The sequence below is a fragment of the Empedobacter stercoris genome (assembly GCF_025244765.1).
Lineage (GTDB): Bacteria > Bacteroidota > Bacteroidia > Flavobacteriales > Weeksellaceae > Empedobacter > Empedobacter stercoris.
This window is the reverse complement of the sequence record NZ_CP104209.1, coordinates 1,913,927-1,932,704: the sequence shown is the minus strand read 5'-3', so window position 1 is coordinate 1,932,704 and position 18,778 is coordinate 1,913,927. Positions and strand designations below refer to the sequence as shown.

Annotated in this window: 19 protein-coding genes; 11 read left to right on the top strand and 8 right to left on the bottom strand. The window is 28.4% G+C overall.

Features of this window, described 5'->3' with window-relative positions; all coding sequences use genetic code 11:
- The first annotated feature begins 5 nt into the window (after positions 1-5).
- The 5 genes from NZD85_RS09155 to NZD85_RS09135 all read left to right on the top strand — a co-directional run bounded on the left by NZD85_RS09155 (position 6) and on the right by NZD85_RS09135 (position 5,569).
- Entirely contained in the window at positions 6-971 is a 966-nt protein-coding gene (locus NZD85_RS09155) for a hypothetical protein (protein ID WP_260541538.1), read from the top strand.
- Entirely contained in the window at positions 961-2,247 is a 1,287-nt protein-coding gene (locus tag NZD85_RS09150) for a lipopolysaccharide biosynthesis protein (RefSeq protein ID WP_260541536.1), read from the top strand. The genes NZD85_RS09155 and NZD85_RS09150 overlap by 11 nt, the downstream gene beginning before the upstream one ends.
- A gap of 4 nt (positions 2,248-2,251) precedes the next feature.
- Positions 2,252-3,265 carry a glycosyltransferase family protein gene (locus tag NZD85_RS09145; RefSeq protein WP_260541534.1) on the top strand — a complete coding sequence of 338 codons (1,014 nt, stop codon included), beginning with the start codon at positions 2,252-2,254 and terminating at the stop codon, positions 3,263-3,265.
- Positions 3,265-4,323, top strand: coding sequence for a hypothetical protein (locus tag NZD85_RS09140; RefSeq protein ID WP_225542078.1), 1,059 nt, complete (start codon positions 3,265-3,267; stop codon positions 4,321-4,323). Before NZD85_RS09145 ends, NZD85_RS09140 begins: the two co-directional genes overlap by 1 nt.
- A 379-nt stretch (positions 4,324-4,702) precedes the next feature.
- The gene (locus NZD85_RS09135; protein ID WP_225542079.1) at positions 4,703-5,569 is read left to right on the top strand and encodes an O-antigen ligase family protein; all 867 of its coding nucleotides are present in this window, start codon (positions 4,703-4,705) and stop codon (positions 5,567-5,569) included.
- 91 nt (positions 5,570-5,660) lie between these two features.
- Here NZD85_RS09135 and NZD85_RS09130 read toward each other — a convergent pair whose 3' ends face one another.
- Positions 5,661-6,686 carry a hypothetical protein gene (locus NZD85_RS09130; protein ID WP_225542080.1) on the bottom strand — a complete coding sequence of 342 codons (1,026 nt, stop codon included), beginning with the start codon at positions 6,684-6,686 and terminating at the stop codon, positions 5,661-5,663.
- The gene (locus tag NZD85_RS09125) at positions 6,676-7,752 is read right to left on the bottom strand and encodes a glycosyltransferase (RefSeq protein ID WP_260541533.1); all 1,077 of its coding nucleotides are present in this window, start codon (positions 7,750-7,752) and stop codon (positions 6,676-6,678) included. Before NZD85_RS09125 ends, NZD85_RS09130 begins: the two co-directional genes overlap by 11 nt.
- Positions 7,753-7,842: 90 nt before the next feature.
- Between NZD85_RS09125 and NZD85_RS09120 the strand changes: the two genes are divergently transcribed.
- Positions 7,843-9,231, top strand: coding sequence for an exopolysaccharide biosynthesis polyprenyl glycosylphosphotransferase (locus tag NZD85_RS09120; RefSeq protein ID WP_260541532.1), 1,389 nt, complete (start codon positions 7,843-7,845; stop codon positions 9,229-9,231).
- An 82-nt stretch (positions 9,232-9,313) separates the two neighbouring features.
- Here NZD85_RS09120 and NZD85_RS09115 read toward each other — a convergent pair whose 3' ends face one another.
- Positions 9,314-9,502 (bottom strand): hypothetical protein, encoded by a 189-nt coding sequence (locus NZD85_RS09115; RefSeq protein WP_171622946.1) that lies wholly within the window; start codon positions 9,500-9,502, stop codon positions 9,314-9,316.
- Between the two features lie 39 nt (positions 9,503-9,541).
- On the opposite strand from NZD85_RS09115, the gene NZD85_RS09110 reads away from it, so the two are divergent.
- Complete coding sequence (locus NZD85_RS09110) at positions 9,542-10,486, top strand: DUF6427 family protein (protein WP_260541531.1); 945 nt, start codon at positions 9,542-9,544, stop codon at positions 10,484-10,486.
- Here NZD85_RS09110 and NZD85_RS09105 read toward each other — a convergent pair.
- Positions 10,421-11,248, bottom strand: coding sequence for a UDP-2,3-diacylglucosamine diphosphatase (locus NZD85_RS09105; protein WP_260541530.1), 828 nt, complete (start codon positions 11,246-11,248; stop codon positions 10,421-10,423). The genes NZD85_RS09110 and NZD85_RS09105 overlap by 66 nt on opposite strands.
- On the bottom strand, positions 11,224-11,676 hold the full coding sequence (locus NZD85_RS09100; RefSeq protein WP_396127060.1) for a 6-pyruvoyl trahydropterin synthase family protein: 453 nt from the start codon (positions 11,674-11,676) through the stop codon (positions 11,224-11,226). Before NZD85_RS09100 ends, NZD85_RS09105 begins: the two co-directional genes overlap by 25 nt.
- A 34-nt stretch (positions 11,677-11,710) precedes the next feature.
- Between NZD85_RS09100 and NZD85_RS09095 the strand changes: the two genes are divergently transcribed.
- Positions 11,711-12,376 carry a ComF family protein gene (locus tag NZD85_RS09095; protein ID WP_171622949.1) on the top strand — a complete coding sequence of 222 codons (666 nt, stop codon included), beginning with the start codon at positions 11,711-11,713 and terminating at the stop codon, positions 12,374-12,376.
- A gap of 27 nt (positions 12,377-12,403) precedes the next feature.
- Positions 12,404-14,161, top strand: coding sequence for an Ig-like domain-containing protein (locus NZD85_RS09090; protein ID WP_260541529.1), 1,758 nt, complete (start codon positions 12,404-12,406; stop codon positions 14,159-14,161).
- A gap of 16 nt (positions 14,162-14,177) precedes the next feature.
- Here the strand turns inward: NZD85_RS09090 and NZD85_RS09085 are convergent, their stop codons facing one another.
- Both NZD85_RS09085 and radA read right to left on the bottom strand, forming a co-directional pair.
- Positions 14,178-14,588: a DUF2752 domain-containing protein gene (locus NZD85_RS09085; RefSeq protein WP_225539546.1), complete on the bottom strand. Its 411-nt coding sequence runs from the start codon at positions 14,586-14,588 to the stop codon at positions 14,178-14,180.
- 63 nt (positions 14,589-14,651) lie between these two features.
- Positions 14,652-16,016 (bottom strand): DNA repair protein RadA, encoded by a 1,365-nt coding sequence (gene radA, locus NZD85_RS09080; RefSeq protein ID WP_188319444.1) that lies wholly within the window; start codon positions 16,014-16,016, stop codon positions 14,652-14,654.
- Between the two features lie 197 nt (positions 16,017-16,213).
- On the opposite strand from radA, the gene NZD85_RS09075 reads away from it, so the two are divergent.
- The gene (locus NZD85_RS09075; RefSeq protein WP_260541527.1) at positions 16,214-17,005 is read left to right on the top strand and encodes a hypothetical protein; all 792 of its coding nucleotides are present in this window, start codon (positions 16,214-16,216) and stop codon (positions 17,003-17,005) included.
- Positions 16,998-17,774 carry a hypothetical protein gene (locus NZD85_RS09070; RefSeq protein ID WP_260541525.1) on the top strand — a complete coding sequence of 259 codons (777 nt, stop codon included), beginning with the start codon at positions 16,998-17,000 and terminating at the stop codon, positions 17,772-17,774. Before NZD85_RS09075 ends, NZD85_RS09070 begins: the two co-directional genes overlap by 8 nt.
- Here NZD85_RS09070 and NZD85_RS09065 read toward each other — a convergent pair.
- A complete protein-coding gene (locus NZD85_RS09065) occupies positions 17,764-18,771 on the bottom strand; it encodes a lysylphosphatidylglycerol synthase transmembrane domain-containing protein (RefSeq protein WP_260541523.1) in 1,008 nt (335 codons plus the stop codon). The genes NZD85_RS09070 and NZD85_RS09065 overlap by 11 nt on opposite strands.
- Positions 18,772-18,778 lie beyond the last annotated feature (7 nt).

Genomic DNA, 18,778 nt, shown 5'->3' with positions numbered 1-18,778 from the left:
AAATAATGAGTAAAGTAGAAGAAAATAATAATCAAGAAATTGATTTAATTTATCTAGCACAAAAAATCAAAGAAATTTTTGTAAACTTAGGATTATTAATTTTTAATGTACTTAGATTTTTTATAAAGAGTAAATATATTTTATTACTACTAATTATTTTAGGAGTAATTTTAGGCTTTTTTTATGATAAATATGCTCCTGTTCAATATAAGACAGAAGTAATTGTTGTGCCTAATTTTAATAGTACAGATTATCTTTATTCTGAAATACAAAATTTTAGTTCTAATATTCCCCGTAATAAAAAAGAGAAGATATTTTTAGAAGATATTTTAAAAATAGAAATAGAACCAATTACAGACACAAAATCATTTATCGAAAATACTCAAAATAGGGAGTTTTTGAAAATTTTGTCGGAGAATGGACAAAATTTTGAAAAGGTGTTGAAAGATAAAAATATTTTAAAAACCAATAAGTATCATTTAATTACTATCACAACAAAAACTAATAATTATACAAAAAATATTGTTGATTTTTTATTAGAGGATTTAAATAAATCTAAGTATTATTTGGATAGAAGTAAATTGAGCATAGAAAATTTAAAAGAAAGTAAAATTCAATTAACAAAATCTATAGATCAAATCAATGTGATTTTGGATAAATTAGGTACTAATGATTTAAAAAAAGGAGAAAATGATGTAATTATTAATAACTACGATCAATTAAATTTAGTTATAGATTTGAAAAAAGAATATTTAGAAGAATTATTAAAAATAGATACTAAAATTATTGAATCTGAAAAGATCATATTCCCTGTAAACATTTCTTTTAATAATGAACCTATTTCGAAATTTTATCTAAAAAGTAAATTTGTCTTTCCAATTATTCTTATTGTAGCTTTTATTTTTTATAGTGTTTTAACTCGTTTTTATAAGAAATATGCTAAGATTTCAAGTATAAGAAATGCGAGATAAAATTGAGCAAATTCTTAAAAATAAGGACCTTAAAAAGGTTTTAATAACTCTTTTTTTGAGAATTATTGGCATAATTACATTGTTTGGAATAACATTAATAATGACAAGAAATTTTCCAGCTAAAAATGTAGGAGATTATGATTTTTCTAGAACATTATTATTATTACTAGGTAGTATTACATTATTAGGTACGGATCAATCAATTTTATATTTTTCTGGATTTTTGGAGTCAAAACAATCTTTTTATAGTATGAAAAAACTGTATAATAAGATTGTTTTGTTTATGTTTATTATGTGTTTAATAGTTTATATATTATTCAACTGTTTGCCAATAACTTTGTTTGAAAGTGATACTTTCTTATTCTTAAAAAAAGGAATCTTTATATTATTTTTTTATAGTTTAACAATATTTAATACTGAGTATTTAAGAGCAATCAATTATGTATATTTATCTGAGCTTTTTAGAAATACATTTAAATATTTACCCTTATTGTTAGGTTGTGTTTTGTTAATTAATTTTAACTTAGATTATTCTTTAGTCGATTTTTTTTATTTTGGTTTTGTAATATTGGCAATAATAACAACTGTTTGCTGCTTTTTATATAATAAAAAATTAAAACGTTCTAATGCACAAGTTTTTATAATAAGTAATAAAAAATTATTAGAAAGATCGACTCCAATGCTTTTTAGTAATATATTAATTTTTTCAAATCTAAGTATAGATATTTTTCTTTTGAAAAAATATTATTCCTCTGTAGATATAGCTTATTATTCCACGATTATGAAGTTAATCACAATATTGTCAATGGTTATAATATCGTTTAATATTAACATTTCTACAAAAATATCAGAATTTTTTAGTTTGAATAAATTTGAAGATTTACAATTGTTAATCAAAAATAATACAAGAATAGTTTTATTGTTAAATATAGTTATAACAACTATCTTGATTTTTATAGGAGTTCCTCTTTTAGAATTTTTTGGAAAAGGTTATTCAGAGGCATATATACCTTTAATAATCCTTTTGTTTTCTCAAGTAATAAGTTCTACACTGTGTACAGCTCCAGTTATTTTAAATATGATAGGACAATCTAAAATTTATTTTGTAATCTTATTGTTTTCTACCTTTATTTGTTTGATTTTTAATGCAATATTAATTCCATATTATGGGATAAATGGAGCAGCATTATCATTTTTAGTAACCAATTTTTTTACCTATTTTACAATTTATATTTATGTAAAAAGAAAATACAAATTATCAATATATTTTATCTAAAGCTATGACTTATTATTTCTATCTTCCTAAAAAAGCAATAAACGAAGCGACAATATTTTATGTAAATATTGTCAAAGAAGCTTTAGAGTTTAAAAAAAATAAAGTAATTTTTACAGAGACATTAGATTTTGAATTAGAAAAAGATGATTATATTTTAACGATACGATTAAGAGATTTTCTAATATCGTATTTAAAATATAAAACACAAAATACTATTTATTGGTTTCAAGGTATTCAGCCTGAAGAATATTTAATGCTTAATAACTTTTCAATAAAAGCAAAGTTAATAAAATTTGGTTTAGACCTATTAGAAAGATGGGTGCTTAAAAAAGCAAAATATACATTCTTTGTATCAAATCGGATGAAAGAACATTTTGAAATAAAACATAGTTATAAAATTAAAAATGATATTATAATGCCTTGTTTTAATAAACAGATGAACGAGAAGATGTTTTTCTATTCTAAAAATGAATCTTCATTTGTTTATGCAGGATCATTATTTGCTTGGCAATGCTTTGATAAAACAATAGCATTATTCAAAGAGATTCAACAACAAATACCAGAAGCATCTTTAACTATACTAACAAATGAGATGGAGAAAGCTAAAATACAAATTGAATCTTTAGGGATAAAAAATTATTTTGTTAAGTTCGTTCCTTTAGAGGACTTAGACCAAGAGTTGTCAAAATATAAATATGGATTTATTATAAGAGATAATATTTTAATAAACAATGTTTCTACACCAACTAAAATGAGTACGTATTTATCAGTTGGTTTAATTCCTATCTATACAGATGTAATAGAAGATTTTAATCAAAATCTTAAAAACTATAATTATCAAGTTTTATTGGATTATAAAGAAGATATAAAAGTATGGTCAGAAAAGATAAGAACGTTTAATCAAAAAGATATACAAATCACGGATCAATTTACAGAAACTAATACTATTTTTAATGATTATTACAACATTAGCAAGTATATCACAGTAATTCGAAAAACTATAAATAGTATTGATTAATGAAAATTGAAAAAAGATCATTTTTTATTGTATTATCATTTTTGATGATTTTATTAGGATTAATATTTCCGCTCATTCTTCCAGAAAATTTTTATTTTGATGCTAATATAATTGTGTCAGATTTAGGAAATGAAAAAGGGGTAATAGGTAGTTATCCATTTACAATGCTTTTTTATTGGATAACAGGCTTAGGAAAGTTGCCATTTAGCCTTTTGGCTATCATACAAATACCTATATTATTATTATTAATTTGGTTTATAGGTATTCCAAATAATTTTTCAACATTAAATATAAAGAATAGTTTAATATATTTATCTTTTTTGATGTTAGTTATATTTATTGGTCAACCATCAAAAGAGTTTATAACATTTATTTTTGCAGCAATTATTGTCTATATATTTAAATACAACTATTTTTCATTAGGGATTTCAATACTTCTATCTACGCTCTTTTTTATAATTTTTGGAGGTGTTTTTCGTCCATATTTTGCATTTATGCCATTTATAGCATGCGCTATCTATTTTATTACGAGAATTAGATTTACAAACCGTTGGATACTATCATTGTTTTTAGGTTTTTCAGTACTAATTCTTTTATCTTTTTTGTATCAACTTGGAAAAGGAGAATTTTTCTCTGAAATGTCGAGAGAAACTATAAATGAAATAAGATTAAATTCGGGTGATGAAAATGCAGATACAATGATTGTATCTCCTATTCCAGTGACAAATATATTTACAGAGGCATTTGCAACTTTATATGGTTTTTTAACCGTTAATTTTCCTATAAATGCTTTACGTTTTTTTTATAAACCACAAGTATTTGCTTTTGTTATTTGGCAAATATTACTGACATGGATTGTTATTGTTCGCTTTGGTTATTTGCTAAAAGAATACCCCAATAGAAAGAAAGATCTATGGTTAATGTGTCTATTATTATCTTACTTTGTTGTACAAGGAATTTTTGAACCAGATTTAGGATCAGCAGTACGTCATAAAATAGGGATATTACCTTTAATTTATTACTTATTTTATTATGATGATTTCAAAAGAAAAATTTAACCTTATTAATAATTGGTTATTGATATTAATTCTATCAACTATTTTTTTTAGAGCGTTTTCTACAATTTTAATTTTTGTTTTTGGAATTTTTAATATATTACATTATAAATATTTAACTTTTAATAAAAAAATTATTCCATTTTTTTTAGTTTTAGCAGTTCCTTTTCTGTTAGAGATAGTTTTTTTATGGAATAATTTAGATTCTCCAAAAATATTTAAACCTCTAGAAAAAGTTCTTTCTTTTTTAATATTTCCATTATTTATTACATTAAATTATAAGGGGTATAAATATTATTATATTGCAGATTGGTATAGAAAGGTGTCAACATTTTTGATTGTTATATTGATGATACGTTTCTGTATTATTTCTCCTGAATATGTGAATAAGTATATAAATGGAATTCATTTATGGGAAATGGGGTATGTCTTTGCCAATAGTTTTGGAAATCATGCTCCTGCAGTGAATATGAATATTGCTTTTGTTGTAGTACTCAACTTATTTTTTATGTTAAAAAATTATCCGAAAACGAAAGTGTATAATTTAGTTTTGTTGATGGCAAGTATTATTTCGTTATTCATTATCAATACTAGACTTTCATTGGGTAGTTGTATATTATGCTGTTTAATAGTAGTAATTTGGTTCGCATATAGAAAGTATAAAATAAGAAGTATTTACTTTATAGGTGTTTTTACAATTGTAACAAGTCTTATTTTGGTAATCGCCTTTATTTCAAATCCATATATGAAAGAGAAATATTCTAAAGTAACTTTTGCTAACATGGATAAAATTGGAAAGTTAGATGAGGTTGAAAATCCAGACGGAGTTTTACACAATGCTTTAGTGACAAGAGTAAGTATATGGAAGTCTACGATAGAATTAGGCAATAATTCGTTTTTTACAGGAGTAGGTTCTGCTAATGCAAAACAAGCGCTTTTTAATTATTTTGAACTAACTAACCAAAAGTTTTTATCTAAATATGAATTTCCAGTTCATAATCAATTTTTAGATTATTTTCTTCGATTTGGGATTATAGGGTTTATATCTTTAATTTTTTATTTTGGTTATATGTTAAAACTTTCTTTAGCATCTAAAAATATTATAGGAATTAGTTTTGTACTAAACTTTTTTTTATCGAATTTATTTGATGATTTTTTAATTCGTTTCGATGGAATATTATTCAGTGCGATATGGTTTAGTTTGATTGTCGTTTTTTATCTAGATAGAATCCAAGATGAGGTCAAATAAAAAGTAAAATAATTAAAAATAAGAGACTTAATTATTTTTGAATATGTGTTAAAAAACGACTTACAAATAAATAGACTCAATAACAGAAATACTAATTTCCTTCAAAATCAATTTCTTTGATATCATAGGTTATATCAGCACTTCTTGTTGCAGAGTATATATCTAATCCTGTTATAAAATTTGTTTTATTGAAATCAATATCATTAAAATATTTTAGGATTAGAGGTTTGAAATCAATAGTAATATTTTTATATGAAGAATCAATATTATCTATTCCAACTTTATTTCCATGTAATAAGGTTCTTTCGATTGTTACCCCTTGGTTAAGAATAGTTTCCTGAAAAAAAATATCATCATTAGGATTTCCATTGTAATCTTTATTCGAAGGATTAGAAAAAATTACACCAATCAAATACGATTTAAAGATAGAACCATTATCATTGTAAACACTAAATCTAAAATCACAAGTAATATAGGCTCCCGACCAAACAGTATTGTTTAAAGGAGGTTTATAATCGTTTAGTTTTGCATTGAATGTGACTTTAAGAGTATTAAAATCATTAATATTATAATTGGCTTTGAATGAGTGATTACCTCCGCTCCAAACATTGTCTACAGGCCAGTATTGTGGCCAATTGTTAAATATAAAACCAACTTCTCTTAATTTATCATTATTTAAAAATTTAGCGTTGTTGATGATTCTAAATTCTAAAGGCTCATTATTTGAAATCCTATTATCATTTAAAGTTAAAAAATCAAAACCGGGATTGGATTTTTTTTGATTATAGTCATAGCCCAAAGTCACCCACATTAGTGAATAGTTTGAAAGATTAGATGTATGAATAGTTTGATTAGAAATAGGATCAAGATAAGATGAATCCCATTGATTAGATGGTGATCCTAATAAATGCCCTTCTGTTAAATTAGAATAATAATTTCTAAACATTGCGCTATCCTGATTATAAAATACCCAAGATTTTTTAGTTATTTTAGGATTCCAAAGTAAACTGTTGGAAATACCGTATTTTTTATTTTCAGTATAAACTTGATAATTATAACTTTTACAATTAAAGAATATAAGCAAAAATAAGGCAACAATGAATAATCTAATTTTCATAAATATTAATTAAATCGTAGAAATTTTTTTGACTGTCAAACTTATTTTTACAACTTAGGTATGCATTTTTTCCCATTTTTTCCCTTGCTTCAGCTTGCTCTAAGAGAGTGAAATATTCATCTAGTTCCTCTATTTTTGTGAATAAATAACCATTAATCCGATGATCTACAATATCTTTGTTTCCTATCACATCGGTAGCTACAATAGGTTTGTGGAATGCGAGTCCTTCTAATAAAGCAATTGGTAAACCTTCCCAAAGAGAAGTTTGTAATATTACATCAATTCGATTGAGGTGTTTATACACCTCAATCGAATTAAAAAACCATCCTGTGACCTCAATATTTGGTGCAGTAATTTCATGTCTTAATTCTCCATCTCCAATCCAAATAAATTTGTATTGTGGAAAATGAAAAGCTATTTGATTAAATAGTTTTGGGTTTTTTTGTTCAGATATACGTCCAACTAATCCTAATGTAAGTTGGCTATTATTAATAGCGATGTAATTACGCTCAACTTTTTTCAAATTTATCCCATTACGAACTAAAGTCGCTTTTCCCAATTTTTTAGCTATTTCATATTCTGTGTCGCCGCAAGCAATTGTAGTTCCTCCAAAAATAGATTGTGTATATTTTTCAATTATTCGATATAAATTTTGTTTGGAAGAAGAAATATCTTTACGTAGGAAAGAATAACCATGAGGAGTGTAGAATAGCTTATGTTTTTTGAAAGAAACAAAACTTGCCCAACGACCTATTACACTTGCTTTAGAAGAGTGTAAATGGATGACATCAGGATTAACTTTTCGTATAACTTTGGCTAATTCATAAGTTGAAATAAGATCTTTTATAGGATTTAGGTTTTTAACCATGTCCACTTTTATTAATTTAACCTTATCTCCAAAATCCTCCTTAATTTTTTCTGGTACAATTTCATCTCGTTTGTCATTATAAACAATAATAGTTTCATAATCGTTTAATACTTCTTTTTGACTAAAAAAATAACTAAGATCTTTAAAATAGGTATGAACTCCACCACCTAAGGCTTCTATGATATGTAAGATTTTCAAAATTTGTAATGCTAAAAATAAAAAATAGTAATCTCAACAATTTAAAAAGATTTCAATAGAATTCTTTATATATTTGGCAAAAGTAATAAAATGTTTTACAAAAATAAGTTCTTTGGAAGAAAGGTTTTTTTATATTTATTTGATTTTTTTATATTATCATTTTTATTTTATAATTTCATTAGATTACAATATGATTATTTTTACACGATAGATTTAGTTCATTTACCTAACTTTTATGCAATTGTTGATGCCCATTATAAAGCATACACACTTACAATTGTTTCTTGGTTTATTATTGCTGATTATGTTAAACTATATTCGATAAAGAGAGTAAATTATTTAAGAGAATTAATAAAAAAAGTTATTTCTCAAAGTTTTCTTTTTTTTGTTATTGTTTTTACCATTTCTGGATTAAAGACCGAAAGTCTATTATCTAATAAATTGGTAATACTTCTTACTTTTATAATTCTATTTTATCTACTCATAACTCGTATTTTAATGTTTTATCTATTCAGAAAAAAATATGAAAAGGGTGAAGATTTAAAAAATATTTTGATTGTCGGAGAAAACTTAAATTCGATGCGTTTAAAAAATATTTTAGATGATAGAAAACATTTTGGATTAAATGCTATTGAAAGTAATGGATTAGATTTAAAAGAAATAATAAAACTGATAAATCAATATGATATAAAAGAAGTTTTTATTTCCCAATCAGGCATTCAAGATTATCATTTTGAAAATAAAATACTAGCCTATTGTGAAAATAACCATATTGAAGTAAGTTATGTACCAAATTCTTTAAACAATGATTTAATAAGTTTAGAGGTTAATTACATTGATACATTACCTATTTTCAAATTAAAAAAATACCCATTAGAGCAAACAAATAGTCAAATACTAAAATCATTATTTGATATTATTTTTTCATCTTTAGTTTGTGTATTTATATTAAGTTGGTTGTTTCCAATTATAGCTTTATTAATTAAACTAGATTCTAAAGGATCTGTCATTTTCAAGCAGAAAAGAAGAGGGCTTAATGGTAAAGAATTTGATTGTTATAAGTTTAGAACAATGCGTAATGATGGAACAAATTCTATTAAAGCTACTGTTGTTAATGATAATAGAATTACTAGAATAGGTCATTTTCTAAGAAAAACAAGTCTTGATGAATTTCCTCAATTTATAAATGTTCTCAAAGGAGATATGTCTATAGTTGGGCCTAGACCTCATATGATATCACAGGACATATATTATAGTGAAATAATAAGAAAATATAATCTTAGAAATTATGTGAAACCTGGAATTACGGGTTTATCTCAAGTAAAAGGGTTTAGAGGAGCTATAGATTGTGATAAGGATATGGAAGATCGTATTCGAACAGATATTTTTTATGTACGAAATTGGTCTTTATTATTAGATATTCAAATCATTTACCAAACAGTAGTACTTGTTTTCAAAGGTGACGAAAACGCAATATAATTCACAAAAAAACCCTTTACAGTTATTGTAAAGGGTTTCTCGAATTAATTCGAAAATATATTTTTATACAAATAAAGATGGATTATCTTTCGTATTTTTTTTCATTTTCGGTTCCAAAGCTAGCGATTTTAAATAACCACCATCCCATCAATGCGCATCCGATGAATGTAAATAACCATCCAAAGATAACGCCAACTGGAGATAATAAATTTTCAAAAGTCCATTTGAAAATATCACCAATCGCAAAAAATAAATCAGTTATAACTCCCATATTCTAGTTTATTGCTTAATTTGCATCAAAGTTAATAAAATGTTGGTTAATCTACTTGACAAAAGGAATTTTTTTATACAGATTTTTATCATTGTACTGTTTACATTGCTTGGAGCAGCGAATTTTAACAGTATTGATCTGAGTAATTTAGAAAAATTGGGCGTATTTCTAACGATTTTAACAATTGCTTTTGTAGGTTATACCGATAATACAAACGATTTAATTAGTACGTCATCATATCCAACGTTTATTTATATTTTATGGCTAATGCCTTTTATAGGCGGATTGTCAGACTATCGTATTGCAGGAAGTTTATTGCTTGTTACCTATATTACAGTACAATTGTTGTACTTCGAATCCGAAAAAAATGATACATATAATACGTTTGATATAGGTGTGTTTATGAGCTTTGCAATTTTACTCAATCCTCCACTTATATTTTTAGGAATAGCTATTTTCGCTTATTTCTTGACGCTAAGAGTGGTAGAACCTAAGATTCCTATTCTTGGATTTTTAGGATTTATTCTTCCAGTATTAATTGTAGCACAAGTAAGTTTTCTTTTAGATTATTACTTTATGTACGATTTTTATAAAGAACAATTAATGTTTACAATGGTACATTTCGAATTGAAACAATTGTTTTTAATTCCAGTTGCAATTGTCTTAATTTACTCTATTGTTAATCATTTCAAGAATATTAATAAGCTGACAGCTCAAAAGAAAAGAATCTTTTTGTTGATCCACTTTATGTTTCTCGTCATTTTTATCACTTATATTCTTTACGGAGGAAATAATGATACTTATCTTGCTTTTTTAGGATTTAGTATTATGCTAATGTTGACCAGATATTTTACCGAAAGCAAACCGAAAATAGAGTGGCTAAAAGAAGCTTATCTATGGATTTTTATGATTTGCTTGTTAATCTATAATTTTTATGATCGAATCCCGAGATTCTTCTCCTTGATTACGGAAGTAAGTTTTTAATTCGAATTCATTTCCATCAAAAACACCATAGGTAAAATAGTTAATCCAATCTCCAAGATTGATGTGACGTGCTTTACCTATCGCAATTTCCATTGGTAAATGTCGATGTCCATAGACAAGGTAATCGTAGTATTTTCGATGCAATTGTTTGCGACTGTATAAGATCAACCATTCGTTATCAATACCAAGAAAATTGACATCTTCATCGCCCGAAATCATTTTGTTTTTTCGCGAAGCTGTAATTCCTAACCACATAGCTAAATCGGGATGAAGTAAGTAAAAAAGAAATTGACAAACTTTGTTGGTAAACACTTTTTTCATGCGTTTGTAACCTTTATCTCCAGGACCTTTTCCATCGCCATGAACAATAAAAAACTCTTTGTTGTTGATGATAAAATCTTGTTTATCTCGAAAAACGATTGCATTGATTTGTTCTTGCAGATAATCTTTCATCCATAAATCATGATTACCAACAAAAAAATAAATTGGAATTCCACGATCAGATAGTTCGGCTAATTTTCCTAAAACACGAACAAATCCTTTCGGAACAACATGTTTATATTCGAACCAAAAATCAAATAAATCACCAATCAAAAATAAAACACCACAATCGTCTTTTATTTCATCAAGCCATTTTACAAACAATTTTTCGCGTACCAAACTATCTTTTTCATTCGGAGCACCAAAATGATGATCCGAAGAAAAATAGGCCTTTTTACCAGCTTCTAATTGAATGTTTATTGGTTGTCCTCCGCTAACCATTCTGCATAAGAATTATCTGTTTCATGTAATTTTAGCGCAACCAAATCAATATTATTTGGTAAAAGAGGCTTTATTCTATCCACAATCCACAAAATCATATTTTCTGCAGATGGTTGATAATTTGTAAATACAACATTATGCCCTTCGGCTAATAATTTTTCACCCAAAGATTTGTGAGGAGAATTTTCGTTCAATAGAATAACATGATCAAAAAGATCAACAATTTCTTTGTTGACAATTTTCTTCAAATCTCCAAAATCCATCACCATTCCAAGTTTCACATCGTTGATATCCTCAGAAGGAACACCTTTTACAGTAACAAATAATTTGTACGAATGTCCATGTATATTTTTACACTTTCCGTCATAACCATGCAATGCATGTGCAGTTTCGAACGTAAAAGCTTTTGTAAGTCGAATGATTTTCATTAAATTTAGTACTAAACTTTAATTTGCAAAGGTAATGGAAATCAAAACAATCGTAAATTCTTTGGTTGATTTATTTTTTCCGATGCGTTGTTTGGATTGTCAAGAGGTGATTCAACCTTCGCAGTTTCTGTGCGTTTCATGCTCAACCAATCTCGCATTTACCCATTGGCAATTTGATCAAAACAATATAGCTTATTCTAAATTACGAAATATATGCGAGGTAGAAAATGTTGTTGCTTTGTTAGAATTTAAACATCACAATACAACGCAAACAATTTTGCATGAAATGAAATATAGAAATCGTCCACAAATAGGAATTGATTTAGCACAGTTAATCAAATTTGATTTGAGTGATTATGACGGAATTATTCCGATTCCATTACATCCAAAACGATTGAAAAAAAGAGGGTATAACCAAGTTGAATATTTTGCACGAACATTGGCTGAAAATAATCAAATCAATTACTTTTCGGATGGATTAATTCGAGTTAAATATCATTCATCTCAAGTAAATGAAGATAAACAACATCGGTTAAATAACTTGAAAAATGCGTTTGAAATTAATCCAAATCTAAAACCTGGACATTATATTTTGATTGATGATGTACTAACAACAGGTGCTACTATTGCCTCGGCAGTTAAACAGTTTAATTTTTCAGAAAATTTTAAGATAAGTGTAATCACCATTGCTTGTGCATAATAACAAGCTTTTTCTTAACTTGCGCCCATGAATAAGACGACACGTTTTTCGCTTTTGATGTTAACTATTTTGACGGTTATTTCTTGTGCAAGACAGGGTTCGCCAACTGGTGGACCTAAAGATGAAACACCACCAGTTTTCCTAAAAGCTGCTCCAGACACGTTGGCAACGAATGTAGATGTCAATTTGCAAGAAGCAACAATCAACTTTGATGAGTATATTATCTTGAAGGAATACAGCAAAAATGTGGTAATTTCTCCTTCGTTTCAGATACCGCCAATTGTAACGCCTCAAGCATTAGCAAAGAAAAATATTTCAATAAAATTTCAAGAACCACTTTTGCCAAATACAACCTATAGTTTCAATTTTGGTGATGCAGTTCAAGATTTTAATGAGAACAATAAGTTGTCAAATTTTCAATATGTTTTTTCGACAGGTAGTTTTATCGATTCGTTAAAAGTAACGGGACATGTAAATTCGTCTTATGATTTTAAATTACCAGAGAAGATATTGGTCGGGCTATATAAAGTAGACAGTGCATATACCGATAGTGTGGTGTTGCAAAAGAAACCATATTATATTGCAAGAGCAAATGATAAAGGTGCATATCAGTTAAATTATTTGGCTTCAGGGAAATATAAACTGATTGCATTCGAAGATAAAGTAGAAAATGTAATGTATGATTATGGTAAAGAACGTTTAGCTTTTCATAATGAAGCGATAGAATTGAATTCGAATCAGGCAATAAACTTGAATTTATTCAATCAAAAACCAGCATATCGTAAGCCAGAAGCAAGTTTCAAACAAGAAGGTTTGATTGTGTTTAAAACAACTGGAGCAACAGAAGATGTAACGATTACACCTGTAGGGAAAGAATTTAAATCGGCTTACATTGAGAAATTTCCAAAGCAAGATTCGATTAACTTTTGGTTTAATCCAAAGGTGGACACCATATCAGGGCGAAGCGCAAAATTAAAATTTAATGTGCAACATAAGGATCAAATTGATTCGATTAGTGCATTGTATTCAAAATCGAATGTTGAACGTAAATTAGAGTTTAAAGCGTTAAATGATCAAAAATTAGCACCGAATAAAACGTTTAAAATCCAAGCTAATGCACCTATTAAATCGTTAGATTTAACTAAAATTCACGTATTCAAGGATACAGTTTCAATACCATTCAACGTTTCGATTGATACGATTAATGCACAAAATTTAAACTTTGTTTTTGATAAAAATTTAGATGAAAAGTTTGAGGTAAATATCTATCCCAATGCGTTAACGGATGTTTTAGGAGAAAAGAATGATACATTGGCATATCCAATAAAAATGGGAACGCGTGGTGATTTTGGGCATTTGAAATTAACGCTTCAGAATACGCCTTCAAAACCATTTATTTTGCAATTCCTGAAAGCAGATCAAAACTTTACAGTTTTAGAAGAGATTTATAATCCAGCGAATAAAAATTATTTTGAGTTTAATTTTATAGAACCAGGCGAATATTTGTTCCGATTGTTGGTAGATGAAAATGCAAATGGAAAATGGGATACAGGTGATTATTTATCAGGTAAACAACCTGAACCAATTTATTTGTATCCAGAACCAATTAAAGTACGAGCAATGTGGGAGGCTACTGAAACTTGGGTTTTAGGAGAAGTGAACCAAGCTGTTTCGTTACCAAATGATGAGGTAGATTCGGATAAAAATAGAATACGTCGAGGAGAGTTAAAAGAAGGTGAGGAGCGTAGCGCTACACAATCAGATCAAAAAAAATTAGAGGAATAATTCCATTTTTTTTGATTTAACCTTCTGGTGCTAAATAGATAAACGGTGAAAGAGGAATATTTCTTAAAATCGAATAAATTAATAAAAAGAGTAGAAAGTTTCGCGCGAAACTTGTTGAAAAATGAAACTTACTCGATAAAGGTTCCGCTAAAAATATAGTTCCGATAATAGAATAATAAAAACGTATGCAAATATATAGCGCAAAGGGGAGTAGCAAATTATATCGCAACGATTGTAAAATATGGCCGTGTGTTAATAAATAAAAAGCGCGTTGACCACCACAACCAGGACACCATAAGCCAGTTATTGCATGAAACATACATTTTATCGTAAACGGACTTTGGTTGTTGTAATAACCGTAAAAATAAGCGATTCCCAAAATTGGCAATACGGTTGCTAATCCATAAACTAAAATCCGCTTTTTCATATTATTTCGTTTGAAACAAAACTATAAGATATATGTAAATCCAATTATTTGATGACTTTTAATTTATTGAAACAACATACGGTAAAGATCTTCGACTTTTGAAATTCGGACAATTCTGATTCCAAAATCTGTATCTTTTATTTTGTTGTACTTTGAAACAAATATAACATCAAATCCTAATTTTTCCGCTTCCGTAATACGCTGTTCTACACGATTTACAGCCCTTATTTCGCCGCTCAAACCAACTTCGCCAGCAAAACAACAGTTATCAGGAACGGCAGAATCTTCGCTCGAAGAAAGAATTGCAGCGATAACAGCCAAGTCAATTGCAGGGTCGTCTACACGAATTCCTCCTGTAATATTCAAGAAAACATCTTTCATATTCAATCGAAAACCAGCGCGCTTTTCCAAAACAGCCAACAACATGTTCAATCGCTTCGCGTCAAAACCAGTAGCAGTCCGTTGTGGCGTTCCATAAACAGCTGTCGAAACCAATGCTTGAATTTCGATTAACATAGGACGAACGCCTTCTAAAGTTGCTGCAATTGCATTACCACTAAGTAATTCATCTTTTTTTGTAATCAACACTTCAGATGGATTTGTGACTTCGCGCAAACCGGCACCTTGCATCTCGTAAATTCCGATTTCTGCAGTCGAACCAAAACGATTTTTATTTGCTCTAAGAATTCTATAAATATGATTACGATCGCCTTCAAATTGAAGAACAACATCAACCATGTGTTCTAAAATTTTTGGTCCAGCAATTACGCCTTCTTTGGTGATATGACCAATCAAAATAATCGGCGTGTTGGTCTCTTTCGCATATTGGATGAGCTCAAAAGTGGTTTCTCGAATTTGCGAAATACTTCCTGGAGATGATTCTACATGAGGTGTTTGTAATGTTTGAACTGAATCGACAACAATTAATTGAGGTTGAATTTCTTTGGCGTGAGCAAATATTTTTTGCGTATTTGTTTCGGGTAAAATAAAACATTGATCGGATTCTATTCCAATTCGTTCGGCACGTAGCTTAACCTGAGAAACAGATTCCTCACCAGAAACATATAAAATTTTAATTGTATCTAACTTTAAGGCAACTTGCAACATTAAGGTCGATTTTCCTACACCAGGTTCTCCACCAACCAAAATCACAGATCCTGGTACAATTCCGCCTCCTAAAACTCGGTCTAATTCTTGGTTTTTAGTCGAAATACGGATTTCTCCCAACGGATTAATTTCTCGAATATTTAGTGCAAAAGTTTTCTCTTTTTTATCCGATTTATCTTTCCACGATTTTTTTTCTTCGCCTTTGTCAACAATTTCTTCAACAATGGTATTCCATTCACCACAACTTTTGCATTGTCCCATCCATTGTGAGGTTTGCGTGCCACAGTTTTGACAGAAATAGGTAGTTTTTGTTTTAGCCATAGTTTCAAATTTACACAAAAATAATGGTTTATCGCGACAAGATATGGAGTTCTATTTGTGAATTTTTTTAATACAATAAGTAAATAACGTTAATGATAATTCACTTTTTTAACAAATTTCAGATTTTAGATAAAGTTGAGTTAAATATTGATATACAATCATTTTCTCGATTATTTTTAAGAGAAAATTGAATGCCAATGATGAGAACTTTACTTTTTAACCTATTTTTCATTTTATGTAGTTTACTTTATGCGCAATCAACCTTAATCACAGGAAAAATTATGGTTGACGATGCTGATGAAGTGATGGATCTGAGTGGAGCAACGGTTGAAAATTTAATGACAAAAGCCAAAGCAAAAGCCAATTCGGAAGGATTATTTTCGATAAATGTTAATTTGAATGATGAATTATACATTAAGCATTTGGGGATTCAAGATCGAAGTTTGAAAGTTACTGAAGCTATGATGACGAAAGGATTTGTAAGTATTCACATGAATGTAGAAGTGATTGAATTGGCTGAAACGAATATTCAGAAACTGAATAAAGATGCGTTTAGGAATATGGGAAAAGAGAAATCGTTTCAAGAAAAATTAGGAGATGAAATGGGAATTAATTCACTTGATTTTAAAGCTAAATTGAATCTAAAACATGATGAAGAAATAGTCAATCGAACAATCAAACAGGTTGGAGGAGTTAATTTATTGGGAATAATGAATCTTTTCAAAAATCCCAAAAAGCGTGTTAAAAATCCAGTTCCACTAAAAATAGTGAAAGAAGATCAATTGCTTGCGCTTCGTAGGTTTTATACGACTTATTATTTTGTTAATGATTTGAAGATTCCAGAAGGAAAAATCAATGAGTTTTTAGATTATTGTTATTCAAATTTTGATTTTCCAACGTTGTTAAGGGATAATAATTTTGATGAAATACTTTTTGTCATAGAAGAACAATCACCAATTTATTTAGCAAAAATATCGAAGAATGAATAAATTTTTATACATCTTATTTTTTAGTTTGATCAGTATTTTTTCGCTTGCACAATCCAATTTGATTACTGGAAAAGTGGTGATTGACGATGGTATTGTGGGACAAGATATTGTTGAGAATATTTTGATTACCAACGAAACGACTAATGCTAAAGCATTTACAAACTCGAAGGGAATGTTTTCGATCAAAGCTTCTGTTGGAGATGAATTGATTTTTACGCACGATTTTTACAAAAAGCGTTCAATCAAAATTACAGCTGATATTTTAGCAAAAGGAATGTTAACCATTCATTTAAATATTGAAACAATAGAATTAGCTGAGGCTCGGATTAATACATTAGACAAAAACTTTAAGAATAATATTAAGCTCAAACACGATAAAGTAGATGATTTGTATAAAGGATTGAATCTTGGAATTGATCCCAATTTACGTTTCAGGAAGATCGATCCGTATGCCTCTTCAATGTTGAATAACAATGGATTGTTAGACCCATCTAATTGGATAGCAACAATTTCTGGACAAAAGAAAAAAGATAAAAAACAAGATCAATATTTTAAAAGAATAGATAAAATAAAAGAGTTAGAAAATTATTTTACGAAGACTTATTTTGTCGAAAGTTTGAATATTCCTGAAAATAAAGTCAGTGATTATGTAACGTATTGTTATCACAATTTCGGGTTAGAGAAATTAGTAAAAGAAAATAAATACGATAAAATAACTGAAATATTAGAAGATCAAGCGTCCAAATATTTGGAGATGATTAAACAGTAGAATCTCGACGAATTTTTGCAATTTTATAAATCGCGATTAATCCAAAACTAATCATCGAAATAACTTGAGCTATATAAAGTATTAACCCAAAATAGTCGCCAATAGCTCGTCCTTCGTGCTGATCGCCGCCTTTAGCAAGATACACTGCTGAAAATGCGATCGACATGACGTAAGGATAAGCTAATCCGCCAGAAACGGGCAAAATCATTCCAAAAGAACCTGCAATTAAAAGAAATAAACCTTCTGCAATTCCAAAGTTTTCTGTATCTGGAAACGCGAAGAAAACTAAATAGGTCATCAAAAAATAACAAATCCAAAGAGCAAAAGAATAAAAGATAAATAGACTTCTTCTTTCTAATTTTGAGATTGATTTGATTCCTTCCCAAAGTCCTAAAAGAAATGTTTTAATTTTCTCGAAAAACTTCAATTGGATAATTTTTTTCCAGAAAATGGCAACTAACATCATTCCAAAAAGAACAATTCCAATCGCGATGTAATACTTTAAGAAAGAAGGTTCTGTTGTTGGTTGATGTGCTTTTTCTTTGTTTCCTAATTCTACAAAACGCATAAAGGTCTCGTAGTTAAAAATAAGTGTTAATCCGAAAAATAAGCCTAAAAATAAGAGGTCAATAACGCGTTCTAAAACAACTGTACCAAATGATTTTTCGAAAGGGACATTTTCCATTTTATAAAAACTTGTTGCTCGTGCAACTTCGCCACTTCTCGGAATGGTTAAATTCATAAAATAAGCAAAGGCAATTGCCCAAAAACCAGATGAAGTTTGGGTATTGTACCCCATTGGTTTGAGAAGAAGTTTCCAACGAGCGGCACGTATCCAATAGGTGAGGATACTAATAGCCATTGATGCAAAAATCCAAAAGTAATTGGTCTCTTTTAAAACGTTTGCAACTCGTTCGAAATCAATTTGCCTCACTGTTATTACCACAAAAAAGAGTGCTAACAATGAAGCAATGATTAAGAAGAGTGATTGTTTCATCTTACTC